The sequence below is a fragment of the Bacteroides sp. 1_1_14 genome, assembly GCF_000162515.1.
GTDB classification, from domain to species: Bacteria; Bacteroidota; Bacteroidia; order Bacteroidales; family Bacteroidaceae; genus Bacteroides; species Bacteroides thetaiotaomicron.
Genome location: NZ_GG774704.1, coordinates 492,589 through 518,989 on the forward strand (window position 1 = coordinate 492,589; position 26,401 = coordinate 518,989).

The following is a 26,401-nucleotide window of genomic DNA, read 5'->3' on the forward strand; positions in this document are numbered from 1 at the left end:
GTTGTGCTTGGCTTCTTCCTGCTGGTTTCTTTCGTACTGAGTTCCGTTGTGCTTGGCTTCTTCCTGCTGACTTCTTTCGTATTGGGTTCCGTTGTACTTGGCTTCTTCTAGCTGGTTTCTTTCGTACTGAATTCCGTTATATCTAGTTTCTCCCTTCTGATCTATTCCTTCATTTCTTCTTTCTTCCTTATTTTCCTCTCCTCTTTTTCCGGACGAGATTTCTAAAGACAAACCTTTGACAGCAACAGGCGCAGCCTGAAAAACGCCGTTTGACGGAACGGGCAGCTGCTCTCTATCCTTCTCCCATTCATTTTCGGTTTTGCTTTGTCTTTCCCTTTCTTTGTCTCTTTCTCTTTCCGGTTTGCTTTTAATCTCAGTATCTGTTTCCGATTTACTTTCGATTTCTGTATCCGTTTCCTGTTTTGTTTGTGGGATTGTTGCTGCAATTTCTCGTTTTTTTGCAGCATTAATTTTCATAGCTGCTTCGTCGGTCACTGTTTTTGTAGCATTGATTCCTGTGCCTGCTGCATGGATATTTGTGCCTGTCGTGCCGATTCCTGTCTTTGTTTTAGTAACTTCTGTAGCTGTGATATTGATTCCTGTTTTTATTGCGTTGACTTCTGCGCCTACTATATGGCTTTCCGCTTCATCCACTTCTGTACCTTTTGAATTTATATTATTTCTTATTTCTGCGGAATTATTTTCCGTTCCATCCTCTCCTTCCTTGATGAGCCAAAACTGTTCCAGCGGAAGTTTGTATTTCCTTCGGCTGTCGGTAATGATTTTGTGGTATTGCTCTTGGATGGCTTGCGAAGTCAGAATCCCGTACTCCTTATATATATAGGTGTCGAACAGTCCGACGGACAGGCAGTCGTCGATGATGGCCTGCATCTCCTCCTCCTCGCAACATACTTCCTGCGAAATGTCGAACAAGGTATCTTGATTCCATGCGATGTAAAATCCCTTTTCTTTGTAGATGAGGCAGAGCAGGGAAGTGAGTGCGGCAATTCCTGCTGCATGATGACGGTTGGAAATGCGGCGTACCTTCCTGTCTTGGAAGAAGTTGACATCGAGCGGGAAATAATCTAATCCGGGTTTGGAAATACGGGCCATCTTTTTGAATATTTAGAGTGATATTGAATGATAAATAATGAATGATAAATAATGAATAAGGCGAATCGGTAATTTTAATTTAGCTCATTTCAGTATGGTGATAAGCTACTTGATAGTCAGTTCTGTCTCTCAACTGAGGGTGACTAGAAAGTCGATTCTATCTCAATTGGGGGGTGACTAGAAAGTCGATTCTATCTCTATTCTCCTCCTTCCCGAAGGAGGAGAATAGAGTTACTATTGCGTACAACTACTCGAGTTACTATTGCGTACAACTACTCGAGTTACTATTGCGTACAACTACTCGAGTTACTATTGCGTACAACTACTCGAGTTACTATTGCGTACAACTACTCCCTAGAACTCCTTTTTCACATCGAAGCAGGGACAGGCTTTCATGTATTCATTGGGTGAGATGATGCCGTCTCCGTTGAGGTCGGGGCTTGTGTCCCGGTGTCCGATGACCTGTTTCACGTTGGGGAAGGCCAGTTGCAGAGATTTCACCAGTCGGATGAGGGCAGTGCGTTGTGCATCTGTCCGTGTGTCGGCGGGGCGGCCTTCCTTGTCCAGTCCGCCGACGTAGCAGATGCCGATGGAACGCTGGTTCCAGCCCATACAATGCGCCCCGTCGAGGGTGACGTCTCGTCCCGGTTCGATGGTGCCGTCGAGGCGGATGACGTAATGATAGCCGATGGACCAGAAGCCACGGGCACGGTGCCAGCAGTCGATATCGGCAGCGGTGATGTTCTGTCCCGCACGGGTGGCGGAACAGTGGATGATGATGGTGTCTTTCATTGCAGAAACTCCTTTCTTTGTCCTCTTTCTCTGGGCAATATATAAGTGTTGAAACCAAAAATGGCGGATTCTTCGGGAGACAGGCGGCGGTAATAGTGTTGCGTCACTGAATGGTGTACGGGAACAAAGAGAGAAATAAGAGGAAGAGGCGATGAAACAAGGGGAGAAGAAACTGACTGCACACATACATTGCCTGCTTCGGACTCTCCGACTGAATTACTCGATCTGCCTGTTCCGAGCAGATTGCCTGCTTCGGACTTCCCGATTGAATTGCTCGATTTGCCTGTTCCGAGCAGATTGCCTGCTTCGAACTCCCCGATTGAATCAGCTTTGACGGTCAGCACAGGTATTTCGGGTGCTATCAGAAAGCATTCTTCCGAACCGCTTCTTTCGGCTCTTGGCTTTTTCTTCATGGCCGATTGCTTCAGTCTTTCGGGGTGTAATAAATGCAGCACCAGCCAATTACGTTGTTTAGGGTTCATTTGTTCCCCTTTTACCAGTGCGTTCATGGATGGATAGGCTTGCAGGATATTTCCTGCCTCGTCCGTTGTGGCACAGGGGACGGGGGAGAGGGCGGGTGACGACGGACGCAGACCGGTCCGGATGGCGTGCATGACATTGTCGTAGGCATCGCACCATTCGAGGTTGGCGACGTGGTTGTTGAGCTTGTTTCCGTCGAGGTGGTTCACTTGGGGGAGACGCTTCGGGTTGGGGATAAAAGCTGTTGCCACTAAGCGGTGTACAGAGTAGCCGACGTATATCCCCTTTTGGCGGATGGCCACGTACTCATAACCTTTTGCGGTAATACTGCTGCTGATTATCAACTTCGATTTGCCTTTGAAACTCAATATCCGCCCGTGGTCTGAAACCATATAATCGGAATTTGCTTCGATAAATCTCCAATTTTCCATACTTTATTCTTTATATTGTTAATAAAATTATACTTCGTTAAAAAGAAATCCCTTTTTCGAAACCACCGGGGATAAACGGCGCAGCCTGCATGGTAGAAACGGCGTAGCCTGCAAGGTAGAAACGGCATAAACAAGGACTGTTAAACGGCGTAGCCTCCTCGCTGACATGAGGCGGTTCCGCCCGCTTACTCCGGTCTTTGACCTTTCTCATTCCTCCTCTGCACGGGGTTCGAGCCGTTCGGCACAGCGAACGAGAAACTCCAGTTCCTCCCGACACCCTTGAATGGCTTCGTACAAAGAGTCCACATGATACATTCTGCAAAGCGTTTCCCATTCTTTTCGTTCTTCTGAAGTCATTTGTTCTCCGAAATTCATTTGCTGTCCAAAACTTATCTGCTGCCCGAAACTCATTTGCTCTCCGAATCTCATCTGCTCTTCGAAACTCATTCGACGCAAAGGAAATTTTCGGCATGAAACGTGCGCCACCCTTTGGCTTCGAGGTCGTAGTAGACTACAAACGTATTTTCCGGTCGTGGCATATAGGGGCGGTGAAAACTGTGTTGATATCCGGTGAGCGTGCCGACAGCGTGGCGCACGGTTCCGTCCTGCTTGGTGTAGCAGAATTTCACGTTCTCCCTGTGCATCTTCCTTATCAGTCCACCGATTCGGTGGGCGATGATGAGCGCATCACGCCGGTTCATGTCATTGTTGCGACGGATGACGGCGGCCCGCCTCATGAGCCGTACCCGTGGGAGGGAATGTTGTTTTTTCATTTCAGTCATATGATTCAATTGTTATTTATTGATTTCGGGGCAAAAGTAGACTGTGGGTAGAATAAAAACCGTTCACGCTTGACTAAAATGAAAAAATATGTAGAAAGAGTCACGCGTGACCCAAAATGTTAAAGGTAAATCCCGAATTTTGTCGGATTAATTTAAATATAATTAGTAATGAACAAAAAAGAAAACTGCCAGAACAGTAGTGAAAGAGAACAACACATTGAAGTAAAAAGGACTGTAAATCAGAAAAGTACAAGTCAGAAAAAAGTAAATCAGAAAAGCATGAGTCAGGAAAAAGCAAATCAGAAAAGCATGAGTCAGAAAAAAGCAAATCAGAGTGGCGAAAAGTCCGTGTATGACGAGAACAGGGATGCCCTTCAGGAAAGAGTCGAAGAGAAGCAATGGAAGAAAAAGCAATGTAATGGCTTGCAGCACAGTGATGACGAAGAAAAACAGAAAGTCATCGATTCGATTATGAAAGTCAGCCGGGATAACGGCTTTGACGACGCTTATCTTCAGCAGCATTCGGACTGTTCGGCATCGTCGATCAAGCGCTTCCACTCGGCCTGGATGGGAAAGAGAATGTCCAATTGGACGACGATTTTTAATTTAGCGCACTGCGTGTCCGTCAATTGTGTCTTTGCCGAAAATCTGGTCGGGATGCTGGTTGTCATTATTATGTTCTTGATTAGAGATGCCGGAATTGTGAGTTACCATATCGACTCGCCCAAGAAAGTGGTGATAGAAATAAATTTCGGTAAAGATAAATTATTGCGCATGAAAGACGAGGAAAAGAACGAAAAAGGAAAAGAAGGTAAAGACGACGAACACCTTTGAGCGACGACAATGATCGGGACAAAGGAAAGAACAACTGACGGAATGAGGTAAGTCCTGTAAGAACTTGGTAGTCTGTATTCGTAAAAAAACGATTCGATATCAGCGATGGATTTCCATTTTATTCCCTTGTTATAATGTCACCACAAATGTAATCATATTATTGAGAAAACCATGCAGAAACGCTTTTATTCTGAAAAATAAGTTTTATTGTTCACTCAGATTTCATATTCGATGTTGACATCCTACGTTTTCTCTTTTAGATATTTATTTGTTTTCCTTTGTCGGTTTCTACCGTATTGCACGTTCGTCATTATTTACAAATTCTAATTATTGCATTCTCAGTTCGGGTAAAACGAATCCGTTTTCCGAGCTGAGAATGCAGATGACGGCTTTTAATAAGTCTGTTTGTTTTTATTTCTTTAGTAATATATTATAAACTGGCAGATAAGTCGCTCTACCAAGTTCTTACAGAACTTACCTTTTTGTATAGTAATATTTAAAGATTTAATAGCAATATTTTAAGATATTCAGTGATCGGTTCCGCAAACAATCAAAACAATCACTATTTATGGAAGCGCGGATAACTCGAAAAACAGCGGCACTTGCAATCTTTCTGATCAGTGCATTTCAGACTTACATTTATGCCGGCCGCCCCTCTTCTTGTCAACTATTAATCATCAATTCCTATACCGAAAACTGTCTGTGGAGCGATGACTTTATGGCCCCTGTCTATAAAGAGTTTCGCGTCCAGAACAGCCCGGTTGACATATGTGCCGAGCACATGGAACTGATGGCGACCGTTGTCCCGGATATGCGCAAACAGGTCTTCATGTCCGACAGGCGCTGGATCAGCGCGCAATGCAGGAAAGAAGCGGAGGAAGTGATGCCTTTCCTGTTGATCGGCGGCTATTTCTGGACAGACAGTGAAATAAAGAAACATCTGCTCCCGGTGATCAAAAGCCGCCTGGACGGAGCGTCGCATCCGCACAGAGTGGAAACGACAGCGATGGGGACGCCCCCATCCGTCATCAATTATGCCGACTACGTAGAGAGCGGACTGTTGCTCGGCCTGTGTCCCGACGACACTGTTTTTGGTATGAAGCCCCCCACTTTTTTCGAGCGGAACAAATATTATCTGGCCCTGTTTTTCTCTTTGATGGCACTGGCCGTCATCTATGTGATATGGCTCCGGAGGGCGCTGCATGAGAGGAGCAGGCGGCTGGAGATCATGAGGAGCTATAGCAGTCTGGTCGAAAACATGCCCGTTCTCTATGCCCGTGTCGAGCTCATATTCGACCCCGGTGCCCGGATTATCGACTATGTCTACCGGGAAGTGAATCCCACTTTCGAGAAATACATCCTGCCCAAAGAAAAAATACTGGGAAAGAAATACAGCGAACTCAATCCGGATTATTCGCCGGAACTGCCCGACAGGTACAGCGAACTGAATGACAACAGGCAAATAACCTTTCAGTATTATCTGGAGAAGACGAAAACTCATCTGACCGTCATCTCCATACATTCCAAAACGAAAGGCTGCGTCGATGTCTTTGGTGTGGACAATACCGAACTGGTGCTGACGCAGCAAATGCTGAAATCCACCAACCATAAGTTGTCCGCCGCCCTCGACGCTGCCGACATGACCCCTTGGAAATGGGATTTGCGGACCGGCCTCCTCTCGTGCAACGTCAGCCACGACTTGTACGTCACCGAAGAGGAGGTGACGCATGACGGCAACCTGATTATCGTGCCCACCTCCGCCTGTTTCGCGAAAATCTGCGATGAAGACCGCGAACGCGTGCGGGACGCCTTCGAGCGCCTCGCCAATGGCGAAACGCAGAAAATGCGCGAGGAATATCGGGTAGGCAGACAGTGGCTTCCTTCCCCGCAACAGAATGAATGGGTAGAAGTGCGCGCAGCCGTGGACGAGCGCGACGCGAACGGAAAACCGCTGAGCCTTATCGGCACTTCGATGACCGTCACCCAACGAAAGGAAATGGAGGAAGCGCTCGTACAGGCAAAGGTGAAAGCCGAGGAGGCGAACACGCTCAAATCTTCTTTCCTCGCCAACATCAGCCACGAAATACGCACTCCCCTCAACGCCATTGTCGGCTTTTCCTCGCTGCTGGTGTCGGCGGAAAGGGGGATTTCGGAAGAGAAACAGGAATATATCAACATCATTGAAAACAACAACACACTCCTGTTGCAGCTTATCAGCGATGTGCTCGACCTTTCGAAGATCGAAGCCGGAACGATGGAGTTCGACTACGCCCCGGTAGATGTGCACGGCCTGTTTATCGAACTCGAAGATACGTTCCGGTTGAGGAATAAAAAGTCCGGCATCTGTATCTGCTATCACCGCCGGACTACCGAATGTGTCGTAAAGGCGGACCGTAACCGTCTGGTACAGGTGATGATGAATCTGATGAATAATGCCGTGAAGTTTACCGGGGAAGGCAGCATTGAGTTCGGGTTTGATGTGCGCGAAGACGGTTTCCTGCATTTCTATGTCACCGACACCGGTTGCGGGATACCGGAGGAACGGTTGGAAGAAATCTTCGGGAATTTTGTCAAACTCAACAGCTTTGTGCAGGGCACGGGACTCGGACTCACCATTTGCCGGGCAATCGTCGAAAGGATGGGAGGAAAGATCGGTGCTGTCTCACGGCTGGGTCAGGGGAGTACTTTTTGGTTCACGCTGCCTTATACGGCCAACGAAGAGAAGGTTTGAAAGGGACGTGGCGTGACGGAAATATACTTGCTTCCCGAAGAATGGGACTTTTTAGTCAGCCCCTTCCCGAAGGGAGGGGAAGCCATGCGGATAGTCAGCTCGAATCAAGGCTCCCCCAAGAAACGGAAGATGAGCCCTACTTGCGCCGGAGTGAGCAGGATGGCTTTCTCGGAATATCCCGTGCGGGCGAGTTCGTTTTGTAGTGCCGTGTTCTTGGCGATCCAGCTGCGGAGAGTGCGGCGTGCGGAGGCGGGCTGTATGTGGGGCAGGTAGAGAGTGGCCAGTTGGCTTTTGCTGTATGCCTGTATGCGGGGCAGGGTTGCATTTTCTTCGGAAGTTGGTTTCATGATTTTTGCTTTCATTGTCTTTTGATATTGCTTTTATATCTTTTCTATATTTCTTTCTTTCATTTTCGTTGCCAATGTAAAGGTACGCCTTTTTTAGTCGTTTGGTGTTGCTTTGTACAGAAGTCCTTGGAGGCAGTATTTGTGCGAGGCCGTGCCGACTGGTGCTCTTCCGTTACAAGTCGTTACATCGTGTATCCTGACTTTTTTGCCATCGCCTACTTTTGTCACCGTAATCGATTGCACATAGAAAACTTACATCAACCATTAAAAAAAGAAAGGAAAACAACCTTATGCCATTAATTTACAAACCTTACCAGGCGAATATCGCCAACAAAGCGGGACAGAAACTGTATTACCCCCGCCTCGTGAAATTCTCGAAAATGGTCAACACGCAGAAGATGGCGGAGCTGATCGCCGAGAAGGCTTCTCTGACACCGGGTGATGTCCACAACGTGATTCGAAACTTGATGTCCGTGATGCGTGAACAGTTGCTCAACAGCCGCACAGTACGTCTCGAAGGCTTGGGCACATTTACGATGATCGCCAAAGCCGGAGGAAAGGGAGTCGTGTTGGAAAGTAAAGTCAGCAGTTCGCAGATCGTTTCGCTGCGCTGTCAGTTTACTCCCGAATATACCCGTTCTGCCGATGGCATCACTACCCGTGCACTGACTTCCGGAGTAGAATTTGTCCACGTCAAGGACGTAGCGGGCGGCTTTGTGGACGACGATGATAAAAATCATTCGGGAGGCGGAGACACTCCCGGCGGAGGAAGCACTCCCGGAGGCGACGACGATGAGGCTCCGGACCCAACCGTTTAATGAGGCTGAATCGCTGACTCACTAATGCATGATCGGTTCCCTTATTAAATTGCTCCATTCACTCTGTTTTTTAACTCTAAAGAAGGAAGCTATGAAATTATTTTTAGAAAAGTTATTGGATATTTTGGAAGCGCTCTTGCGCTTCCGTCGTCGGAAAGCTAAAAAGACGGGAGATTCATAAACCGACCTCCTCTCTTAAAAACTAGAGAATCCCCTTTTATTTAAAACCGTATCTGTCTATGATATGGGGTTGAATAAAGGGGATTTTTGTATGGGAAAGTAATAGGTAATTGTATAGTAATAGGTAGTGGAATTTAATTCATTTCATTTCTTGTGCGAAATGATTCATACCTGCTCTGAGATGTAGGATTTATGGAAAAGTGTATTATCAAAAAATGGGGTCACCTATACCCCTGTTTGCTACATTATGTTTTTTGAGCCCGATAATGCGGTAGTTGGAGAATTTTGACATCTATAAAAGAATATCCCGGCAGATTGGATAACAGTCAACCGCCCAACCATAAAAAGGGCTGCCCCAATTCTACTTGGGAGCAGCCCTTCTTGCTTTTTCCGGTTTATCTCTAATGCATTTTATTTAATCAGATAGACTTTTTGAAGATAAACCCTTTTGTTGTGTGCTTTTGGGGGATGAGCTACCTTACGGCATTTCTGTTTCCATTTGGAATTTCCGGCTTACCTTCATCAGGTTAATGATGTAAGTCACTACATTTTGAGCTTCCTGCACCATGGTCAGATAAACCATACTTACCCGGATACTGCCCGACTGGCTTTGGATGCGCTGCAACTCTTTGCGTTTCAGTTGCGATAGCTGTCCGTTGAGGTCGTTGGCACGGCGGATTTCCTCTTCCATATTCTGATAATCGTTGTTTTCCAACTTCTTGCGGCATTGCTGAATCAGATAAGTGATGTCCTCGGTCACGTCGCTGAATTCACCTTTCTGAATGGCGTCGAGCGGGTTGAAGTTGTTGTCGATGTGTTCAAGACACGGTTCGCAGAGGCGCGAGATGCTGTACACCAGTTCGCTGGCGAAGTCGTTGCCTTGATAGTAGTAGAGTCCTTTTTCGAGCACGGTGTTGTTGTCGAGGCGGCACATGGCAACGGTTCCGGTGCGTTTCATCTGCTTGATGAGTTGCTTTTCGAATTTCGTGGAACCCATGGCACGACGCAGTCCGCGCAGGTTTTCGTGTATAAAGGAGGTGACGGTCAGTTCGAAATTCGTTTCGGCGTACTCCAGCACTTTGGCGAGTTCTTCGCGGGTATGTTTACGCATCAGTTGCAGCGCTTCTTCGCTGTCGGCGGTCTGCATGAGTTGTTTCAGCGTTTCGTTGCCTTTCTCTTTCGCCTTGCGTTTCTTGTACATCACTTGGCTGCGGATGAGGATGAAAATCGCTATTCCGATCAGTGCGATGATGGAGATGTTGCCGCCGTAGTGCAGCACGAGGGCTACGAAGAAGCAGATGGTGAAGGCGGCTCCGGCAGTGATGAACCAGCCGCCGATGACGCTCAGAACGCCTGTGATGCGGTAGACGGCGGAGTCACGTCCCCATGCACGGTCGGCGAGCGACGTACCCATTGCTACCATGAAGGTGACGTAGGTGGTAGAGAGCGGCAGTTTCAGCGACGTTCCCAAGGCGATGAGCAGCCCGGCGAGGACGAGGTTGACAGAGGCGCGGACGAGGTCGAAAGCGGCTCCGTCGGCTATGATGGCTTCGTTTTTGCGGAAACGGGAGTTGATCCACTGCTTCGTGCTTTCGGGCATGATGCGGGAGGTGCCGTTGGCAAGTGTCATGCTGAAACGTACCAGTGTGCGTGCCATCGGGGTGCTTCCGAAGTTCTCTTCTCCTTCATCCTGACGGGAGAGGTCTACCGAGGTTTTGATGACGGCGTGCGCCTTTTTGGAGGTGCAGAGGGCGTAGACCATGATGGCGCCGGCACCGATAAGGAAGTACCACGGTGTCTTGGCGGGGCCTAGCAGCGAGGTCATCAGGAAGCTGTCCGGACTTGCTCCGGCTCCGTTGGTGGTGTAGTCTATGAAGGAGGAGTAGCCTGCGAGGGGGACTCCGATGAAGTTGACGAGGTCGTTGCCGGCGAAGGCGAGGGCGAGAGCAAAGGTGCCCATCAGCACCACTACTTTGAAAACGTTGACTTTGAGCCAGTGCAGCACTTGCATCAGTGCCGTGAAGAAGACGAAGAAGCTGGCGATGAGCAGCAGCGTGTTGTCCTGTATCCATTGTTTGTTTTCGGGGGTCATGAAGGAGCTGTCTTTCAGCCCTTTGATCAGCATGAAGTAGATGATGGAGGTGGCGGCGATCCCACCGAAAAGGCCGATGCTGTATTTGATGTTTTTCGTGTAATTGAACGTGAAAACGATGCGGGCGAGCCACTGTACTAACATACCGAAGAAGAAGGCGATGGCCACGGACACGAAAATGGCCATGATCACGGAAAGCGCTTTGTCGGTGTTGATCAGATCGCCCAACGCAAGGGTGGCGTCATTGTTTACTTTGATCAGGGAGAGGGCGAAAGTTCCTCCGAGCAGCTCGAAGACCAGCGAAACGGTCGTGGAGGTGGGCATGCCCATAGAGTTGAAGACGTCCAGAAGGACTACGTCGGTCAGCATGACGGCGAGCAGTATACACATGATTTCGGCAAAGTAGAAGTGCTCGGGCTGATAGATTCCGTGACGGGCTATATCCATCATGCCATTGGACAGGGATGCGCCAATGAAAATACCGATCCCGGCTATGAAAAGAATGGTTTTGAACGAAGCGGCCTTGGCGCCTACCGCCGAATTCAGAAAGTTGACTGCATCATTACTGACTCCGACGATGAGATCGAACACGGCCAGCACGAACAGGAAAATGATAATGCATAAGTAAATTGTCTCCATAAAGAAAGTTGTGTATGTTTATTTATGGAGGCAAAGAACGGAGTTTAACGTTGCGGAAAAATGTCATACGTGTTACATTTCTGTTACAATGTCTTTTTTGAGCCATTCATAAAAATCGTATTGGGCACGGACAGCAGGGGTGCCGGATGCTCTTTTTTTGAATACGTTTTGCAGTTTGTCGTCTACCCAACAGGCTTTTTGGTTGTCAGCGAGCTGGATATGGAGCATTTCGATCAGACTGGCGCGCAGGTCAGGGTCGAGGATGGGGGTGACGGCTTCGATACGGCGGTAGAGGTTGCGGCGCATCCAGTCGGGCGAGCCCATGTATACTTTGGGGTGCCCTTCGTTGCCGAAATACCAGATGCGGGCGTGCTCCAGAAAACTGTCGACAATGCGGGTGACACGGATGTTACGGCTGTATGACTGCTCCGGTATGAGGCAGCAGATGCCGCGGACGATGAGGTCGATCTGCACGCCGTGTTCGGAGGCCTCGTAGAGTCGGTCGATCATTGCGGGGTCTTGGAGGGCGTTCATTTTGAGGATGATACGTCCGCCTTTGCCTTGGTCGGCAAGGGATATTTCACGGTCGATGAGGCGGTTCAGTTCCGGTATGAGGTTGAAGCGGGCGACGAGGAGAGTGGTGAATTTCGGATCTTCCTTGCCTTGCAGGGTGCGGAAGAGGTTGTAAAGGTCGTTCACTATTTCCTTGCGGCAGGTGAAAAGTCCACAGTCGGCGTATAGGGTGGCGGTCTTTTCGTTGAAGTTGCCCGTGCTGATGTAGGCGTAGCTGGGGATTTTCTCTCCATTCAGTCCGCGGCGACGGACGAGGGCCACTTTGGCGTGTACTTTTAGTCCGGGGATGCTGTAAATGATTTTGATGCCGGCGGCTTGCATCATTTCGGCGGTGGCGAGGTTGTTCTCTTCGTCGAAACGGGCTTTGAGCTCGACAAATACGGTGACTTTCTTGCCGTTCTGCGCGGCGGCTATCAAGGTGTTGATGACGGCTGAGTTTTCGGCTACACGGTATTGGGTGACCATGATTTCACGCGTCTCCGGATTGTGTACTGCTTCGTAGAGGAAGTGGGTGAAATGCTCGAAGGAGTGGTACGGGTAATACAGCAGCAGATCCTTTTGGGCGACGTAGTTGAAGATCGATTCTTTTTCGTCGAGGATGTTCAGCTTCATCGGTTGCGGCTTTTCGATGCGGCGTAGAGACTTGTTCGGGTTGGGCAGGTGGCGCAGGTCTTCGAGGTTCAGGTGCTTGTCGCCGGGGACGAGTTCGTCACGGTGGATGCGGAAGGCGTCGACCAGAAAGTCGAGGAAGTCTTGCGGCATGGCACGGTCGTAGACAAAGCGGCAGACGTCGCCTATCTTGCGTTTTTTTACCTTCTTTTTCAGTTGGGCTACGAGGTCGGCGCTGCTGGCGGTGTCGTCTATCAGAATGTCGGCGTCACGGGATATTTTGATGCAGTAGCTCGAATCGACGTCGTAGCCGGGGAAAATAAGGTTGAGGTTCGCTTTGATGATGTCCTCGGTGAACATGATGTAATAGTTGTCTCCACGGGGCGGAAGTTCGATGAAACGGGGCACTTTGGCGTACGGCTGCTTCATGACGAAATAGAAAGGCTGCCGGTTGGCGGCGTTCCCGTTTTCCTTCGGATAGAGGCGGATGGCGAGGTAGAGCCGGTTGTCTCGCAGAAAAGAGACGATTTTGTCTTTCGATACGGGCACGGGTTGCAGGTAGGGGAAGATTTCTTCCCGGAAAAAGTCCTTGATAAACTGCTGGTGAAACGGTTCCACGTGTCTGTCCTGGTAGAAGATGATGTGGTTTTTGCGCAGGGCGGGCAGTATCTTTTCTTCGTAAATGCGTACACGGTCGTCCAGCTGGCGGTTTACTTCGTGGTTGATTTCTTCCACGAGTTCGCGGGCGGATTGTACGGTTTCTTCATCGCTCTCCGTTGCGCCGGATGCCACGGCCTTGTGGTCCGCCACCCGGATTTTGTAAAATTCTTCCAGATTGGAGGAGTAGATGGAGATGAAATTGATGCGCTCGTATAGCGGCAGGTGCTCATCCAGCGCTTCGAGCAACACCCGATAGTTGAATGAGAGCCAGCTGATATCACGTTTGAAATAATTATATTTGCTTTCCATGTGCTTTAAGATTTTCCCAAATATAGTATCTTTGCAGGATTAAACAAAGAAATAAGGATGAAAAACCTAAATCCTTCTCTTTTGTTTATTTAATTGCCCGGAATGAAGGTAAATACGGCTTTCTGTTTTTGAAAGCAGGAGATGATTTGTGAGAGAAAAGATTGCTTATTGCGGATTAATTCGTATTTTTGCAGGTGGATAAACCGTAGAAAAAGATGGTAATGAAGAAATTTAAATCTAAAGAGGAAGCGGTAAAGGCGATTAAAGAAGCTGCTATACGCAAACGTGTTTGGACGGAGCAGGTCCAAAGCGGGCGTTCTGTATCCGAATTGAAAGACGAAAAATCTAAAATGGTTAAGTTCTGCTGATGTACTGCCTTTCTATAGAACAAATAAACCAAATCTCACCTTACAAAGTAGAAGCTGCAAGTGACGGAAACTCTCTGATATTTCAGACACAATATGGACTGACGTATGAAGTAGGGTTCGTGGAGGACTATACTTTCTTTGATGAAAATGCATATCAGTTTTTTATTGTGGAGAAAAATGGAAAGCGCTTTCTGAAAGATTCCCTGGTCAGAGCGACTGTGTGGGCAATTGTAGAAACGTTCTTTCAAGAGAACTGCAACGTCTTGCTTTATGTATGTGACACGTCGGACGGTAAACAGGCTATTCGTGACCGACTTTTTGAAATATGGTTCTATGAGTATGAAAAGCAGCAGGAATATGTGCATCTTGCAGCGAAGGTCGAGTCGGATGCTGTTTATTATTTTGCCTCTGTTATTTTGCGCGCTACCCATCCTCAGTTGGATGAAATCAGAAATGCCTTTGAACTTTTTACGGAAGAAATGAAAGATAAACTTGCTTAATTATGACAAGAATTGGATTATTGTCCGATACCCACGCTTATTGGGACGAAAAATATCTCGAATATTTTGAATCGTGCGACGAAATCTGGCATGCCGGAGATATCGGTTCGGTAGAAGTAGCTGGGAAGCTGGCGGCTTTCCGTCCCCTACGGGCGGTTTACGGCAACATAGACGGGCAGGAAATACGGAAGATGTTCCCGCAGGTGAACCGCTTCACGGTGGACGGAGCGGAAGTGCTGATCAAGCATATCGGCGGGTATCCGGGCAAGTACGACCCTTCGGTTATCGGCAGTTTGATGGCCCGTCCGCCGAAACTTTTCATCAGCGGACACTCCCATATATTAAAGGTGAAATACGACAAAACGTTGGACATGCTGCACATCAATCCCGGAGCCGCAGGGATGTCCGGTTTCCATAAAGTGCGGACAATGGTGCGCTTTGTCATCGACAACGGAACGTTCAAAGACCTCGAAGTTATTGAACTGGCAGGATAGATTTCTTACAATTCATTTTGTCACGTCAGATTTCTTTCCGACCTTTGCACACAGTAAAATGAATAACTCAGACGACAATGAAAGGAATTATTCTGGCCGGTGGAAGCGCCACTCGTCTTTATCCGCTTTCCAAAGCGATTTCCAAACAAATCATGCCTGTATACGACAAGCCGATGATCTATTATCCGCTGTCTACGCTTATGCTGGCAGGGATACGGGAGGTCTTGGTCATCTCTACTCCGCGTGATTTGCCGATGTTTCGGGACTTGTTGGGCTCAGGTGAGGAGCTCGGGATGTCTTTCTCTTACAAAATACAGGAGCAGCCTAACGGACTGGCACAAGCCTTTGTGTTGGGAGCTGATTTCTTGAACGGTGAGGCAGGTTGTCTGATTCTTGGGGACAATATGTTTTATGGACAAGGGTTTTCCGCTATGCTCCGGCGTGCTGCCGGTGTGGAGAAGGGAGCCTGCATCTTCGGCTATTACGTGAAAGATCCTCGGGCTTACGGGGTAGTGGAGTTCGACGAACAAGGCAAAGTGATTTCTCTGGAAGAAAAGCCACTGGTGCCGAAAAGTAATTATGCCGTTCCCGGACTTTATTTCTACGACGCTACCGTGACGGAAAAAGCGGCTTCTCTCCGCCCTTCGGCACGTGGAGAATATGAGATAACGGACTTGAACCGCCTGTACCTCGAAGAAGGAACACTGAACGTGGAACTGTTCGGACGCGGATTCGCATGGCTGGATACCGGAAACTGCGACAGCCTGCTCGAAGCCTCCAACTTCGTGGCTACCATTCAGAACCGGCAAGGCTTCTACGTCAGCTGTATCGAAGAGATAGCCTGGCGGCAAGGATGGATTTCGTCCGGACAATTGCTGCTGCTCGGACAGAAACTCGAAAAGACCGAATACGGTAAATACCTGATAGAACTGTCTAAACAACCCTTGAAATAAACATAAATAATCATATATGAAAACTTATCTGGTGACCGGTGCCGCAGGATTTATTGGCGCCAATTATATTAAGTATATCTTGGCCAAGCACAGCGATATAAAAGTGGTGGTTCTTGACGCCCTGACGTATGCGGGTAATCTGGGAACTATTGCCAAAGATATCGACAACGAACGTTGTTTCTTTATCAAAGGAGACATTTGCAGCCGCGAAGTGGTGGACAGCCTTTTTGCCGAATACCGTTTCGACTATGTCGTGAACTTCGCCGCCGAAAGCCATGTAGACCGCAGTATCGAAAACCCGCAACTGTTTCTGATCACCAACATCCTCGGTACGCAGAATCTGCTGGATTGTGCCCGCCGTGCCTGGGTGATGGGCAAGGACGAACAGGGATATCCTACCTGGAGAAAAGGAGTGCGCTACCATCAGGTATCTACCGACGAGGTGTACGGCTCACTCGGTGCGGAAGGCTACTTCACGGAAGAAACCCCGCTTTGTCCGCACAGCCCGTACAGCGCTTCGAAAACCAGTGCCGACATGGTAGTCATGGCTTATCACGACACTTATAAAATGCCGGTAACGATCACCCGCTGTTCCAACAACTACGGCCCCTATCATTTTCCCGAAAAACTGATTCCACTGATTATCAAGAATATACTCGAAGGCAAACATCTGCCTGTCTACGGTGACGGAAGCAACGTGCGCGACTGGCTTTACGTAGAAGACCACTGCAAAGCGATCGACTTGGTAGTGCGCGAAGGCAAAGAGGGCGAAGTGTACAACGTAGGTGGTCACAACGAAGAAACCAATCTTGAAATTGTGAAGCTGACCATTGCCACTATCCGTAAACTAATGACCGAGAAACCGGAATATCGTCAGGTCCTTAAAAAGAAAGTGAAAGGTGAAGACGGAGAAATCTCCGTTGACTGGATCAACAACGATCTGATCACTTTTGTCAAAGACCGTCTGGGACACGACCAGCGTTATGCCATTGATCCCACGAAGATCACGAACGCCTTGGGCTGGTATCCCGAAACGAAATTTGAAGATGGCATCGTGAAGACAATCGTATGGTATCTTGAAAATCAAGACTGGGTGGAAGAGGTGACCAGCGGAGACTATCAAGGCTATTACGAAAAAATGTACGGAAAATAAATCAATGCCGGATCAAGAATCCTATTGATAGCAAAATACCCATTAACAGCATATTACGTGAAGTCTCACCTAGTATGCTGTTTAATTTTTTACCACTGTGAATCTGCACCATCCGTCTCCATGTGAGGACATGAGGAATCAGGTAGAGTAACGGAAGAAGTGCGGCAAACAAGTGTCCTTCGAAGAAGAACCAGAAACACAGAAGACTTGCTGCCACCCCCAGCATCAAATAAAGATAACGTCCGAACTTCTCGCCAAAACGAACGATGACCGTCCGCTTTCCGCTCCGTGCATCCGCTTCACGGTCTCGGTAATTGTTGACTACCAGCAAGGTATCAATCAGCAGTCCGCAGATCAGAGAAGCTACCGTTGTGTCCGAAGTCCATGTCAGAGCCTGTACGTAGTACGTTCCACCCACGGGGACGAATCCGAAAAATACGATGACCAGAACATCGCCCCAGCCGTTGTAGGATAATGGATAAGGGCCTGTGGTATAGAGGAAAGCGAAGAGTACGCAGAGAAGTCCTACTATGATCAGCTCCCATCCGGCATAAAACAACAGTGCAGATCCGATCAGACAGGCGAACAGGACGGTGACGATAATTCCGTTTCGCATGGCTCTCGGTGAAATCCAGCCTTGTGCGCAGGCTCGTTCCGGTCCCAGTCGGTCTTCGCGGTCGGTTCCTTTGAGGTAGTCGAAGAGGTCGTTGATAAAATTGGCGGCAATTTGCATCAGACTGGCGAACAGGCAGCAGATAAGGGCCGGCAACCATTGAAAATGTCCATCCATATAAGCAAGTGCGCTACCGATCATGACCGGCGTAATGGCTCCTGTCAGAGTTTTGGGACGTGCTGCTAATATCCACGCACGCAGCGAGTTACGCTTTACTTCTTCCATGCTTTAATATATAATAATAAGTTTTGACGGACAAAGATACATGATTTTTCCTATCTTTGCGCCTCAAATAGTGGGGGAATGTGTTATATGTAGAAGAAAATAAACCAAAGAAGATGAAAAAAATAAATTACCTGTTCATAATATTCGTATTATTCCTGTTCGTATCTTGTAAGTCAAAGAAGAATGTTGTATCGATCCTGCCTCGTCCTGTGCTCAATGTCGATTCCGTCCGTCCGGACAGTTCCGCTGCTATCGACGGCCTGTTTGCTCCGGATCACTCTCAGCTTGCCGACTTGAAAGTTTCGACGAAAAAGCAGAAGAAAACAGCGAAGAAAGAAGCTGCGACCGAGCAGGAAGAACGTAATTTGGTACTTCGCGGAACGAAGATCACGTCTTCTACCGTGAACGTCCCTGCCACTTATAGTGGCATAGACCGTGTCGTGGAATATGACTTCACCCACCGTGATGTCCCCGAAGCCTTCGAAGGCTTCCGCATCGCCTTCATTTCCGACTTGCATTACAAGAGTCTGCTGAAAGAGAAAGGCTTGAACAACCTTGTCGATCTTTTGATCGCCCAGAAACCGGACGTCTTGCTGATGGGAGGAGACTATCAGGAAGGCTGTGAATACGTAGAACCGTTATTTGCCGCATTGGCCCGTGTGAAAACACCGATGGGAACTTTCGGAGTTATGGGAAATAATGACTATGAACGCTGCCATGACGAAATAATCCGCACGATGAAGCATTACGGAATGCGTCCGCTGGAACACGAAGTCGATACATTACGCAAAGACGGTCAGCAGATTATCCTTGCCGGAGTACGCAATCCTTTCGACTTGAAACAAAATGGGGTGTCGCCCACACTGGCGCTTTCTCCCAACGACTTCGTTATCTTGTTGGTGCATACTCCCGACTACGTAGAGGATGTTTCGGTGGCCAACACGGACATCGCTTTGGCAGGACATACTCATGGTGGACAGGTACGCGTATTCGGTTACGCCCCGATACAGAACTCCCACTACGGCACCCGCTTTCTGACCGGACTGGCGTACAATTCAACTAAAATGCCATTGATTGTTACTAATGGGATCGGTACTTCTCAGATGCCTGTGCGCATTGGTGCTCCGGCGGAAATCATAATGATTACGCTTCATCGTCTCAAAGAGTAGATGCACTTTTAGGTACGACTTTCTGATGAACTCCACACTTTTAGGTACGACTTTTTGTGTTATTAGCACATTTTTATGCATGACTTTTTGTTCTTTTCTATTCAGTTGCTTATATTTGCAGTTCATAAATCGTTGATTATAAAAGAATAAATATGAGAAGAGATGCAATGCAACAGTTATATGACTGGAAGGAGAAGACAACACGGAAACCTTTGATTGTTCGTGGTGCCCGGCAGGTGGGGAAGACATGGTTGATGAAAGAATTTGCATCATCAGCTTACAGACAGTTTGCTTACATCAATTTTGAGGATAACGAAGTGATGAAAGATGTTTTTCAGAAAGACTTTGATGTCGAGCGCATTCTGATGGCTATTCAATTAGTGACCGGCATCGTAGTAGATACTGAGACATTAATTATTTTTGATGAAATTCAGGAAGCGCCTCGCGGATTGACGGCATTGAAGTATTTTCAAGAAAAAGCTCCTCAGTATCATGTGGTTGCAGCAGGTTCCCTCCTTGGCATTGCCATGCATAGCAATGATTCTTTTCCCGTCGGGAAGGTCGATTTTATGGATTTATATCCTCTTTCTTTTTCGGAGTTTTTGGAGGCTGTCGGGCAAGAGGCTTTTGCCCGTTTACTTGCAAAAAAAGACTGGGGGCTGATTGCTGCTTTTCGTTCTAAATTGATAGATTTGCTCAAACAGTATTATTATGTCGGAGGAATGCCTGAAGTTGTGAATGCCTTTATTAATCATAAAGACTATGCCGAAGTGCGACAGCTACAGCAGACAATTCTGGATTCTTATGATCGTGATTTCTCCAAACATGCTCCTATTGCCGAAGTGCCTCGGATTCGTATGATTTGGCGTTCTGTTCCGGCTCAATTGGCTAAGGAAAATAAGAAGTTTATTTATGGTGTCGTGAAGGAAGGAGCCAGAGCGAAAGATTTTGAGTTGGCTATTGAGTGGCTGATTGATGCAGGACTTATTTACAAGGTTAGCCGAGTGAAAAAAGCCGGAATCCCATTGTCAGCTTATGAGGACTTTTCGGCATTTAAATTATTTTTGTTAGATACGGGATTAATGGGAGCTATGAGCGGGCTTCCACCGCAAGCGTTATTGGAGGGGAATGTGTTGTTTAGTGATTATAAAGGAGCTATTACAGAGCAGTATGTATTACAACAATTGAAGTCAGTGAAAGGACTGAGTATTTACTACTGGTCTTCGGATACATCCAGAGGAGAACTGGATTTCCTTTTACAAAAAGATGTTAGCGTCATCCCTGTTGAAGTAAAAGCCGAGGAAAATCTGCAATCGAAGAGTTTACGTTTCTTCGTAGAGAAAAATGCGGGATTACACGGAGTACGATTTTCTATGTCAGATTATCGGGAGCAAGAGTGGATGATTAATTATCCGTTATACTCTGTCGGATATATTCTCTAATATACTCCCAAACCTTTGGATGCAAGAAGTATCTTACATCCTTCTTCTCATCAAGTGCCTGACGGATAAACGTCGAACTTATTTCAAAGGTAGGCGAATGGACCAGACGGACTGTTTCGGGCAGCCCGTTTTCATTTACCGGAAATCCGGGGCGGGGATAGATAAGAATACGGTTTTCTTTGATGATGCGCTCCGATTGATACCAGCGGTCGAAGCGGGCCCAGTTATCCGAGCCGATAATTAAGTAGAAGTCCCGTTCCGGATAGGTTTCATGTAGCTTTTCCAACGTATGTACGCTGTATGAAGGGCGGGGCAGATGAAACTCGAAGTCTGAAGAGCGGAAGCGGGGATATTCTTCTGTGGCAAGTTCTACTAACCGGAGACGCAGGTCGTCAGGCCATAGCTCCGTCCCTGCTTTCAGCGGGTTTTGCGGGCTGACCATAAACCAAACTTCATCCAGTTCTTCATATTCGCAAAGATAGTTGGCCAAGGCCAGATGTCCGATGTGTACCGGATTGAATGACCCGCTGAAGATTCCGGTTTTTAGTTTATTGCTCTCTGCCATTCTCATCTTCTCGTTTTTACTTTTTTCTTCTTGATGCCTTCTTATCTTTCTATTCTTTGTTCTTTTTTTGCTCTTTTGGGTTCTCTTTTAGACTTTCTTTTTCAGCCTTGACTTTCTGTCATCTTCTTGGCTTCCCTTTCCATTCTCAGCTTTTTTCTCCATTTTGGAAAAACGATAGCCTGCCTCACAGCAATTAAGAAAAAGATGCCGGCGGCAATCCAAAAATGCAGATAAAGTGAAAGGATGCCGAACACTATATCTACAATGCCGATAATGCCGCACAGATACATGAATTTTTCGGTCGATCCCTCCTTCTTTTCTATGCTCTCTATTCGTTTTTTCAGAGACTCTTTCATTCCTTATTCAGAAATTCTTTGATAACTTTCAGTGTCTCAGCCTTTGCCGCCTCCAGATCATCATTGACGATGACACGATCAAACTGGGGAGCAAAAGTCATTTCGTATTCCGCCTTTGCGATGCGGCATTCGATTACTTCGGGCTCATCCGTGCCCCGACCCGTCAGCCGACAGCGGAGTTCTTCGATGGAGGGAGGCTGTACAAAGATGGACAACGCACGCTCACCGTAATACTTTTTGATATTACATCCGCCTACTACATCCAAGTCGAATACTACGTTCTGCCCCTTCTCCAACTGCTTTTCCACTTGTTCTTTCAGCGTTCCGTAATACCGATCCTTGTATACTTCTTCGTATTCTAAAAACTCGTTGTTCTCAATGCGACAACGGAACTCTTCGGGAGTAAGGAAGAAATATTCGACCCCGTGTTTCTCCGTCCCGCGCGGTGGGCGGCTGGTTGCAGAAATGGAGAACGCGAGATTTAAGTTCTGCGTCAGCAGATAGTTGATAATAGTCGATTTGCCCGAACCGGACGGGGCAGAAAAAATAATTAACTTGCCAGTCATTTGTTTAATTTTCCATTAAATAATTACATAACGTTCAGCACCTGTTCCTTGATCTGTTCCAGTTCATCTTTCATTTGCACAACGATTTTCTGCATTTCGGCATGGTTGGACTTGCTGCCAAGCGTATTGATTTCCCGTCCCATTTCCTGAGCGATGAAACCGAGCTTTTTGCCTTGTCCGTTGCCGCTTTCCAGCGTGCTGATGAAATATTTCAGGTGGTTGGTGAGGCGTTGTTTTTCCTCGTTGACATCCAGCTTTTCGATGTAGTAGATCAGTTCTTGTTCCAGTCGGTTCTTGTCGTAGTCCGTGTTCAGCGTCTTTTCGAGCGCGTCGGTGATACGTTCCTTGACTTTCTCCACCCGTTCTTTTTCGTAAGGAGTTATCTTTTCGAGCAGCAGTGCGATGTTAGCTATCTTTTCGCGGAACTTCTTTTCCAGTGCGGCGCCTTCCTGTTTGCGGAAGTCTACCAGATGACCGATTGCTTCGAGAACGGTGGCACGTACCATTTCCCATTCTTCTTCCGTCAACTCTTGGATTTCAGTCTTAGACATAACGTCCGGCATACGGAGCAACGTCTGAAACCAGTCGGTGGGGACGGGGATGCCGAGATTTTCCGAGATCGCCTGAATCTGTTTGTAGTAGCCTTCCACCAACACTTGGTTGATAGGAGTCGCGCTTTCCGCACTCTCTTTTTTCTCTATCCAGAGGCTGAAGTCCACCTTTCCACGCTCCAGCACTTTGGAGATTTCGTTGCGGATCTCGATCTCTTTTTCACGATAAGCCGGAGCGATGCGAGTGGAAAGATCCATTGCTTTGCTGTTGAGCGACTTGATTTCTACGTTTATCTTTTTATCTGGAAGTTCGGCCGTAGCTTTGCCGTATCCTGTCATCGACTGTATCATATACTTAAAGTTTTGTGCAAAAGTACACGAATATTTTAAGAATTGGAAATAATCATGTAAATTTGCGACAATTTAATAAGCTGATTTTTATGTCGTGTATACTGAATATTGAAACCTCTACCACTGTTTGCTCGGTAGCGGCAAGTCAAGACGGACAGACGATTTTTGTGAAAGAAGACTTGAAGGGCCCTTCACACGCCGTGTCTTTGGGAGTATTTGTTGATGAAGCGTTGTCGTTCATTGATAGTCATGCCATACCTTTAGATGCAGTTGCAGTGAGTTGCGGTCCGGGATCATACACAGGATTGCGGATTGGAGTTTCGATGGCAAAAGGCATTTGTTACGGACGGAATGTACCCTTGATCGGTCTTCCTACGCTCGAAGTGCTGAGTGTGCCCGTGTTGCTGTATCACGATTTGCCGGAAGATGCGTTGCTCTGCCCGATGCTCGATGCCCGCCGTATGGAAGTGTACGCTGCCGTTTACGACCGTGCCTTGAACGTGAAGCGTGCTATCGCCGCCGATATTGTCGATGAGAATTCCTATCTGGAGTTTCTGAACGAAGCGCCCGTTTATTTCTACGGAAATGGAGCCGCCAAATGTCGTGAGAAGATTACGCATCCGAATGCGCATTTTATCGATGACATTCATCCGTTGGCGAAGATGATGTATCCGTTGGCAGAAAAAGCAGTTGCCAGAGAAGACTATAAAGATGTGGCCTACTTCGAACCTTTCTATCTGAAAGAATTTGTAGCCTCGTTGCCGAAGAAGTCGCTTCTTGAATAACGCACTTCAGTAGAAAAAAGTGCCTCAGTAAGTGAACCGCCTTTGGCGGGAAACAGTGATTAGTGAGTGACCGTCGTCCTCCGACTTTTAATTTTTAATTTCAAAACTTTTAATTTAAAAGATGCAATACAATACCCAGCAGAAAAGAATGCCGCTTCCCGAGTACGGCCGCAGCATACAGAACATGGTAGATTATGCGTTGACCATTCAGGACCGTGCCGAGCGTCAGCGTTGTGCTAACACAATTATCAACATTATGGGAAATATGTTCCCCCATTTGCGTGATGTGCCCGATTTCAAGCATAAACTTTGGGATCACCTGGCCATCATGTCCGGTTTTGAGCTGGATATTGACTATCCCTACGAAATCATCCGCGAAGACAACCTGGTGACCAAGCCGGAACCGATCCCATATTCTACTACCCGCATGCGCTACCGCCACTACGGACACACGCTGGAAGTGCTGATCAAGAAAGCCTGCGAACTTCCCGAAGGAAACGACAAGAGAAATCTGACAGCCATGATCTGCAACCACATGAAGAAAGACTACATGGCATGGAACAAAGATACCGTAGACGATCGCAAAATTGCGGAAGACCTCTACGAACTTTCCGGCGGCAAACTACAACTGACAGACGACATCATCCGACTGATGGCAGAACGCCTGAACCAGAACTACCGCCCAAAGGTGAACTACAATAATAATCGGAATAATAATCCGCGGAGAAGATATTAAAAGGTAATAAGTAATAGGTAATAAGTAATAGCATAGCTGCGTTCGGCGTGTTGCATGTATTGAGAATCTTACTTATTATTACCTATTACTTATTACTTGTTATTTATTACCTATTACTTAAAATAAATGGCTTCATTTGTAATTGAAGGAGGACATCGGCTTAGCGGGGAAATTCATCCGCAAGGGGCCAAAAACGAAGTTTTGCAGATTATCTGTGCCACGTTGCTGACTGCTGAGGAAGTGACGGTGAACAATATACCTGACATTCTGGATGTCAACAATCTGATTCAGCTTATGCGGGAGATGGGAGTAACGGTTGCAAAGGAAGGCGTTGATACCTATAGTTTTAAGGCGGAGAACGTCGATCTGGCTTATTTGGAGAGTGATGAGTTCTTGAAGAAGTGTTCAAGCCTTCGGGGGTCGGTGATGCTGATCGGTCCGATGGTGGCACGTTTCGGGAAGGCGTTGATCTCGAAGCCGGGCGGAGATAAGATCGGTCGCCGTCGTCTGGACACCCACTTTGTGGGGATTCAGAATTTGGGAGCTGACTTCCGTTATGACGAGTTGCGGGGCATCTATGAGATAACGGCCGACAGGCTTCAAGGCAGCTATATGCTGCTTGATGAAGCGTCCGTGACCGGTACAGCCAACATTCTGATGGCTGCCGTACTGGCAAAAGGTACTACCACCATTTACAATGCCGCCTGCGAACCCTACTTGCAGCAGCTCTGCCGTATGCTCAACCGGATGGGAGCAAAGATCAGCGGCATCGCTTCCAATCTGCTCACTATCGAGGGCGTGGAAGAACTGCACGGCACACAGCATACCGTATTGCCCGACATGATTGAAGTCGGGAGTTTCATCGGCATGGCTGCCATGACCAAAAGCGAAATAACCATTAAAAACGTTTCCTACGAGAACCTCGGCATCATCCCCGAAAGTTTCCGCCGGTTGGGCATCAAACTGGAGCAGAGAGGAGACGATATCTACGTCCCCGCACAGGAAACATACGAAATAGAATCATTCATCGACGGCTCCATCATGACCATTGCCGACGCCCCCTGGCCGGGACTGACACCCGACTTGCTGAGCGTGATGCTCGTAGTGGCCACCCAAGCCAAAGGAAGCGTACTGATCCACCAGAAGATGTTCGAAAGCCGCCTGTTCTTTGTAGACAAGCTCATCGACATGGGGGCTCAGATCATCCTTTGCGACCCTCACCGTGCCGTAGTAATCGGACATAACCACGGCTTCAAGTTGCGCGGCGCCCGACTGACTTCGCCCGATATCCGTGCGGGGATCGCCCTTCTCATCGCCGCCATGAGCGCCGAAGGAACCAGCACGATCAGCAATATCGAACAGATAGACCGTGGCTACCAGAACATCGAAGGACGACTTAACGCCATCGGCGCCAGAATCACTCGAATATGATAAAGAAAGAAGAAGTATATAAAATCGGACTATTCAACAAGCCGCACGGCATTCACGGCGAGTTGCAGTTTACCTTCACGGACGATATCTTCGACCGTGTGGACTGCGATTATCTGATCTGTTTGCTCGACGGTATTTTCGTACCGTTTTTCATCGAAGAATACCGTTTTCGTTCGGACTCCACCGCACTGGTGAAGCTTGAAGGCATAGATACGGCGGAACGCGCGCGTATGTTCACCAATGTCGAAGTCTACTTCCCGGTGAAGCACGCGGAAGAGGCGGAAGACGGCGAACTGTCGTGGAACTTCTTCGTCGGTTTCCGCATGGAAGACGTTCGTCACGGCGAGCTGGGCGAAGTGGTCGAAGTGGATACCGCTACGGTGAACACCCTTTTTGTGGTCGAACAGGAGGACGGAGAAGAACTCCTCGTCCCTGCACAGGAAGAATTTATAGTGGAAATCAATCAGGAAAAGAAGCTCATCACAGTCGAGCTTCCTGAAGGATTGTTGAATTTGGAAGATTTGGAGGAAGATTAATAATTAATAAAGATGCCAAGAAAACGGAGTAAAGCATTTTGGAACAATTTCAAGTTCAAGTATAAACTCACCATTATCAATGAGAATACGCTTGAAGAAATCGTGGGGCTTCGGGTATCCAAGCTGAACGGGCTTTCGGTGCTGTTGTCCGTGCTGG

28 protein-coding genes and 1 pseudogene are annotated in these 26,401 nt (G+C 47.7%); 15 read left to right on the plus strand and 14 right to left on the minus strand.

Going from position 1 to position 26,401, the window contains the following annotated elements; translation table 11 throughout:
- The 6 genes from HMPREF9007_RS27590 to HMPREF9007_RS27085 all read right to left on the minus strand — a co-directional run.
- A partial coding sequence (locus HMPREF9007_RS27590) for a DUF4373 domain-containing protein (protein WP_008761081.1) occupies window positions 1-1,113 on the minus strand: 1,113 nt, incomplete at its 3' end.
- A gap of 354 nt (window positions 1,114-1,467) precedes the next feature.
- Entirely contained in the window at window positions 1,468-1,905 is a 438-nt protein-coding gene (locus tag HMPREF9007_RS15980; protein WP_008761082.1) for an N-acetylmuramoyl-L-alanine amidase, read from the minus strand.
- A complete protein-coding gene (locus HMPREF9007_RS15975; protein WP_008761083.1) occupies window positions 1,902-2,816 on the minus strand; it encodes an HNH endonuclease in 915 nt (304 codons plus the stop codon). Before HMPREF9007_RS15975 ends, HMPREF9007_RS15980 begins: the two co-directional genes overlap by 4 nt.
- Before the next feature lie 37 nt (window positions 2,817-2,853).
- Entirely contained in the window at window positions 2,854-3,027 is a 174-nt protein-coding gene (locus HMPREF9007_RS27080) for a hypothetical protein (RefSeq protein WP_165000515.1), read from the minus strand.
- Window positions 3,024-3,263, minus strand: a complete 240-nt coding sequence (locus HMPREF9007_RS15970) for a hypothetical protein (protein ID WP_008761084.1) — start codon at window positions 3,261-3,263, stop codon at window positions 3,024-3,026. Before HMPREF9007_RS15970 ends, HMPREF9007_RS27080 begins: the two co-directional genes overlap by 4 nt.
- Window positions 3,260-3,598 carry an SH3 beta-barrel fold-containing protein gene (locus HMPREF9007_RS27085; protein WP_008766438.1) on the minus strand — a complete coding sequence of 113 codons (339 nt, stop codon included), beginning with the start codon at window positions 3,596-3,598 and terminating at the stop codon, window positions 3,260-3,262. Before HMPREF9007_RS27085 ends, HMPREF9007_RS15970 begins: the two co-directional genes overlap by 4 nt.
- A gap of 168 nt (window positions 3,599-3,766) precedes the next feature.
- Between HMPREF9007_RS27085 and HMPREF9007_RS0124850 the strand changes: the two genes are divergently transcribed.
- Both HMPREF9007_RS0124850 and HMPREF9007_RS15960 read left to right on the plus strand, forming a co-directional pair.
- A complete protein-coding gene (locus HMPREF9007_RS0124850; protein WP_011108094.1) occupies window positions 3,767-4,432 on the plus strand; it encodes a hypothetical protein in 666 nt (221 codons plus the stop codon).
- An 829-nt stretch (window positions 4,433-5,261) separates the two neighbouring features.
- Window positions 5,262-7,163 carry an ATP-binding protein gene (locus HMPREF9007_RS15960; protein WP_277754645.1) on the plus strand — a complete coding sequence of 634 codons (1,902 nt, stop codon included), beginning with the start codon at window positions 5,262-5,264 and terminating at the stop codon, window positions 7,161-7,163.
- A 104-nt stretch (window positions 7,164-7,267) separates the two neighbouring features.
- Here the strand turns inward: HMPREF9007_RS15960 and HMPREF9007_RS15955 are convergent, their stop codons facing one another.
- Entirely contained in the window at window positions 7,268-7,525 is a 258-nt protein-coding gene (locus HMPREF9007_RS15955) for a DUF4248 domain-containing protein (RefSeq protein WP_008761088.1), read from the minus strand.
- 275 nt (window positions 7,526-7,800) lie between these two features.
- On the opposite strand from HMPREF9007_RS15955, the gene HMPREF9007_RS15950 reads away from it, so the two are divergent.
- Complete coding sequence (locus HMPREF9007_RS15950) at window positions 7,801-8,328, plus strand: HU family DNA-binding protein (RefSeq protein ID WP_008761089.1); 528 nt, start codon at window positions 7,801-7,803, stop codon at window positions 8,326-8,328.
- A 658-nt stretch (window positions 8,329-8,986) separates the two neighbouring features.
- Here the strand turns inward: HMPREF9007_RS15950 and HMPREF9007_RS15945 are convergent.
- Both HMPREF9007_RS15945 and HMPREF9007_RS15940 read right to left on the minus strand, forming a co-directional pair.
- The gene (locus HMPREF9007_RS15945) at window positions 8,987-11,239 is read right to left on the minus strand and encodes an inorganic phosphate transporter (protein ID WP_008761090.1); all 2,253 of its coding nucleotides are present in this window, start codon (window positions 11,237-11,239) and stop codon (window positions 8,987-8,989) included.
- Between the two features lie 72 nt (window positions 11,240-11,311).
- A complete protein-coding gene (locus tag HMPREF9007_RS15940; protein ID WP_008761091.1) occupies window positions 11,312-13,390 on the minus strand; it encodes an RNA degradosome polyphosphate kinase in 2,079 nt (692 codons plus the stop codon).
- Between the two features lie 221 nt (window positions 13,391-13,611).
- Here HMPREF9007_RS15940 and HMPREF9007_RS27090 point away from each other — a divergent pair, with 221 nt between their 5' ends.
- The 5 genes from HMPREF9007_RS27090 to rfbB all read left to right on the plus strand — a co-directional run bounded on the left by HMPREF9007_RS27090 (window position 13,612) and on the right by rfbB (window position 16,858).
- Window positions 13,612-13,758, plus strand: a complete 147-nt coding sequence (locus HMPREF9007_RS27090; protein ID WP_165000516.1) for a hypothetical protein — start codon at window positions 13,612-13,614, stop codon at window positions 13,756-13,758.
- Window positions 13,758-14,258 carry a DUF6169 family protein gene (locus HMPREF9007_RS15935; protein ID WP_008761093.1) on the plus strand — a complete coding sequence of 167 codons (501 nt, stop codon included), beginning with the start codon at window positions 13,758-13,760 and terminating at the stop codon, window positions 14,256-14,258. The genes HMPREF9007_RS27090 and HMPREF9007_RS15935 overlap by 1 nt, the downstream gene beginning before the upstream one ends.
- A gap of 2 nt (window positions 14,259-14,260) precedes the next feature.
- Complete coding sequence (locus tag HMPREF9007_RS15930; protein WP_008761094.1) at window positions 14,261-14,752, plus strand: metallophosphoesterase family protein; 492 nt, start codon at window positions 14,261-14,263, stop codon at window positions 14,750-14,752.
- A 77-nt stretch (window positions 14,753-14,829) separates the two neighbouring features.
- Window positions 14,830-15,705, plus strand: a complete 876-nt coding sequence (gene rfbA / locus HMPREF9007_RS15925) for a glucose-1-phosphate thymidylyltransferase RfbA (RefSeq protein WP_008761095.1) — start codon at window positions 14,830-14,832, stop codon at window positions 15,703-15,705.
- Between the two features lie 16 nt (window positions 15,706-15,721).
- The gene (gene rfbB, locus HMPREF9007_RS15920; protein WP_008761096.1) at window positions 15,722-16,858 is read left to right on the plus strand and encodes a dTDP-glucose 4,6-dehydratase; all 1,137 of its coding nucleotides are present in this window, start codon (window positions 15,722-15,724) and stop codon (window positions 16,856-16,858) included.
- A 1-nt stretch (window position 16,859) separates the two neighbouring features.
- On the opposite strand, the gene HMPREF9007_RS15915 is transcribed toward rfbB, so the two are convergent.
- A complete protein-coding gene (locus tag HMPREF9007_RS15915) occupies window positions 16,860-17,756 on the minus strand; it encodes a 1,4-dihydroxy-2-naphthoate polyprenyltransferase (protein WP_008761097.1) in 897 nt (298 codons plus the stop codon).
- A 113-nt stretch (window positions 17,757-17,869) separates the two neighbouring features.
- Between HMPREF9007_RS15915 and HMPREF9007_RS15910 the strand changes: the two genes are divergently transcribed.
- Together HMPREF9007_RS15910 and HMPREF9007_RS15905 are read left to right on the plus strand one after the other, a co-directional pair.
- A complete protein-coding gene (locus tag HMPREF9007_RS15910) occupies window positions 17,870-18,925 on the plus strand; it encodes a metallophosphoesterase (RefSeq protein WP_008761098.1) in 1,056 nt (351 codons plus the stop codon).
- A gap of 152 nt (window positions 18,926-19,077) precedes the next feature.
- A complete protein-coding gene (locus HMPREF9007_RS15905; protein WP_008761099.1) occupies window positions 19,078-20,367 on the plus strand; it encodes an ATP-binding protein in 1,290 nt (429 codons plus the stop codon).
- Here the strand turns inward: HMPREF9007_RS15905 and nadD are convergent.
- The 4 genes from nadD to HMPREF9007_RS15885 all read right to left on the minus strand — a co-directional run bounded on the left by nadD (window position 20,330) and on the right by HMPREF9007_RS15885 (window position 22,756).
- The gene (gene nadD, locus HMPREF9007_RS15900; protein ID WP_008761100.1) at window positions 20,330-20,938 is read right to left on the minus strand and encodes a nicotinate (nicotinamide) nucleotide adenylyltransferase; all 609 of its coding nucleotides are present in this window, start codon (window positions 20,936-20,938) and stop codon (window positions 20,330-20,332) included. The genes HMPREF9007_RS15905 and nadD overlap by 38 nt on opposite strands.
- A 95-nt stretch (window positions 20,939-21,033) precedes the next feature.
- On the minus strand, window positions 21,034-21,288 hold the full coding sequence (locus HMPREF9007_RS15895; RefSeq protein ID WP_008761101.1) for a hypothetical protein: 255 nt from the start codon (window positions 21,286-21,288) through the stop codon (window positions 21,034-21,036).
- The gene (gene gmk, locus HMPREF9007_RS15890) at window positions 21,285-21,854 is read right to left on the minus strand and encodes a guanylate kinase (protein WP_008761102.1); all 570 of its coding nucleotides are present in this window, start codon (window positions 21,852-21,854) and stop codon (window positions 21,285-21,287) included. Before gmk ends, HMPREF9007_RS15895 begins: the two co-directional genes overlap by 4 nt.
- A 23-nt stretch (window positions 21,855-21,877) precedes the next feature.
- Window positions 21,878-22,756 (minus strand): YicC/YloC family endoribonuclease, encoded by an 879-nt coding sequence (locus tag HMPREF9007_RS15885; RefSeq protein ID WP_008761103.1) that lies wholly within the window; start codon window positions 22,754-22,756, stop codon window positions 21,878-21,880.
- An 89-nt stretch (window positions 22,757-22,845) separates the two neighbouring features.
- On the opposite strand from HMPREF9007_RS15885, the gene tsaB reads away from it, so the two are divergent.
- From tsaB to HMPREF9007_RS26790, 5 genes and pseudogenes are all read left to right on the plus strand, one after another.
- Window positions 22,846-23,541 carry a tRNA (adenosine(37)-N6)-threonylcarbamoyltransferase complex dimerization subunit type 1 TsaB gene (gene tsaB, locus HMPREF9007_RS15880; protein WP_008766373.1) on the plus strand — a complete coding sequence of 232 codons (696 nt, stop codon included), beginning with the start codon at window positions 22,846-22,848 and terminating at the stop codon, window positions 23,539-23,541.
- Between the two features lie 121 nt (window positions 23,542-23,662).
- A complete protein-coding gene (locus HMPREF9007_RS15875) occupies window positions 23,663-24,277 on the plus strand; it encodes a DUF4290 domain-containing protein (protein WP_008761105.1) in 615 nt (204 codons plus the stop codon).
- 126 nt (window positions 24,278-24,403) lie between these two features.
- The gene (gene murA, locus HMPREF9007_RS15870) at window positions 24,404-25,708 is read left to right on the plus strand and encodes a UDP-N-acetylglucosamine 1-carboxyvinyltransferase (RefSeq protein ID WP_008761106.1); all 1,305 of its coding nucleotides are present in this window, start codon (window positions 24,404-24,406) and stop codon (window positions 25,706-25,708) included.
- Window positions 25,705-26,244 carry a ribosome maturation factor RimM gene (gene rimM / locus HMPREF9007_RS15865; protein WP_008761107.1) on the plus strand — a complete coding sequence of 180 codons (540 nt, stop codon included), beginning with the start codon at window positions 25,705-25,707 and terminating at the stop codon, window positions 26,242-26,244. The genes murA and rimM overlap by 4 nt, the downstream gene beginning before the upstream one ends.
- Window positions 26,245-26,256: 12 nt before the next feature.
- Window positions 26,257-26,401 (plus strand): annotated as a pseudogene (locus tag HMPREF9007_RS26790) (M23 family peptidase); the annotation flags it as partial.

What these genes read in the sequence shown, in the direction of transcription:
- HMPREF9007_RS15980 (WP_008761082.1), bottom strand. Translation starts at nt 1,905, where the DNA reads ATGAAAGACACCATCATCATCCACTGTTCCGCCACCCGTGCGGGACAG.
- HMPREF9007_RS15975 (WP_008761083.1), bottom strand. Translation starts at nt 2,816, where the DNA reads ATGGAAAATTGGAGATTTATCGAAGCAAATTCCGATTATATGGTTTCA.
- HMPREF9007_RS27080 (WP_165000515.1), bottom strand. Translation starts at nt 3,027, where the DNA reads ATGAGAAAGGTCAAAGACCGGAGTAAGCGGGCGGAACCGCCTCATGTC.
- HMPREF9007_RS15970 (WP_008761084.1), bottom strand. Translation starts at nt 3,263, where the DNA reads ATGAGTTTCGAAGAGCAGATGAGATTCGGAGAGCAAATGAGTTTCGGG.
- HMPREF9007_RS27085 (WP_008766438.1), bottom strand. Translation starts at nt 3,598, where the DNA reads ATGACTGAAATGAAAAAACAACATTCCCTCCCACGGGTACGGCTCATG.
- HMPREF9007_RS0124850 (WP_011108094.1), top strand. Translation starts at nt 3,767, where the DNA reads ATGAACAAAAAAGAAAACTGCCAGAACAGTAGTGAAAGAGAACAACAC.
- HMPREF9007_RS15960 (WP_277754645.1), top strand. Translation starts at nt 5,262, where the DNA reads ATGTCCGACAGGCGCTGGATCAGCGCGCAATGCAGGAAAGAAGCGGAG.
- HMPREF9007_RS15955 (WP_008761088.1), bottom strand. Translation starts at nt 7,525, where the DNA reads ATGAAAGCAAAAATCATGAAACCAACTTCCGAAGAAAATGCAACCCTG.
- HMPREF9007_RS15950 (WP_008761089.1), top strand. Translation starts at nt 7,801, where the DNA reads ATGCCATTAATTTACAAACCTTACCAGGCGAATATCGCCAACAAAGCG.
- HMPREF9007_RS15945 (WP_008761090.1), bottom strand. Translation starts at nt 11,239, where the DNA reads ATGGAGACAATTTACTTATGCATTATCATTTTCCTGTTCGTGCTGGCC.
- HMPREF9007_RS15940 (WP_008761091.1), bottom strand. Translation starts at nt 13,390, where the DNA reads ATGGAAAGCAAATATAATTATTTCAAACGTGATATCAGCTGGCTCTCA.
- HMPREF9007_RS27090 (WP_165000516.1), top strand. Translation starts at nt 13,612, where the DNA reads ATGAAGAAATTTAAATCTAAAGAGGAAGCGGTAAAGGCGATTAAAGAA.
- HMPREF9007_RS15935 (WP_008761093.1), top strand. Translation starts at nt 13,758, where the DNA reads ATGTACTGCCTTTCTATAGAACAAATAAACCAAATCTCACCTTACAAA.
- HMPREF9007_RS15930 (WP_008761094.1), top strand. Translation starts at nt 14,261, where the DNA reads ATGACAAGAATTGGATTATTGTCCGATACCCACGCTTATTGGGACGAA.
- rfbA (WP_008761095.1), top strand. Translation starts at nt 14,830, where the DNA reads ATGAAAGGAATTATTCTGGCCGGTGGAAGCGCCACTCGTCTTTATCCG.
- rfbB (WP_008761096.1), top strand. Translation starts at nt 15,722, where the DNA reads ATGAAAACTTATCTGGTGACCGGTGCCGCAGGATTTATTGGCGCCAAT.
- HMPREF9007_RS15915 (WP_008761097.1), bottom strand. Translation starts at nt 17,756, where the DNA reads ATGGAAGAAGTAAAGCGTAACTCGCTGCGTGCGTGGATATTAGCAGCA.
- HMPREF9007_RS15910 (WP_008761098.1), top strand. Translation starts at nt 17,870, where the DNA reads ATGAAAAAAATAAATTACCTGTTCATAATATTCGTATTATTCCTGTTC.
- HMPREF9007_RS15905 (WP_008761099.1), top strand. Translation starts at nt 19,078, where the DNA reads ATGAGAAGAGATGCAATGCAACAGTTATATGACTGGAAGGAGAAGACA.
- nadD (WP_008761100.1), bottom strand. Translation starts at nt 20,938, where the DNA reads ATGAGAATGGCAGAGAGCAATAAACTAAAAACCGGAATCTTCAGCGGG.
- HMPREF9007_RS15895 (WP_008761101.1), bottom strand. Translation starts at nt 21,288, where the DNA reads ATGAAAGAGTCTCTGAAAAAACGAATAGAGAGCATAGAAAAGAAGGAG.
- gmk (WP_008761102.1), bottom strand. Translation starts at nt 21,854, where the DNA reads ATGACTGGCAAGTTAATTATTTTTTCTGCCCCGTCCGGTTCGGGCAAA.
- HMPREF9007_RS15885 (WP_008761103.1), bottom strand. Translation starts at nt 22,756, where the DNA reads ATGATACAGTCGATGACAGGATACGGCAAAGCTACGGCCGAACTTCCA.
- tsaB (WP_008766373.1), top strand. Translation starts at nt 22,846, where the DNA reads ATGTCGTGTATACTGAATATTGAAACCTCTACCACTGTTTGCTCGGTA.
- HMPREF9007_RS15875 (WP_008761105.1), top strand. Translation starts at nt 23,663, where the DNA reads ATGCAATACAATACCCAGCAGAAAAGAATGCCGCTTCCCGAGTACGGC.
- murA (WP_008761106.1), top strand. Translation starts at nt 24,404, where the DNA reads ATGGCTTCATTTGTAATTGAAGGAGGACATCGGCTTAGCGGGGAAATT.
- rimM (WP_008761107.1), top strand. Translation starts at nt 25,705, where the DNA reads ATGATAAAGAAAGAAGAAGTATATAAAATCGGACTATTCAACAAGCCG.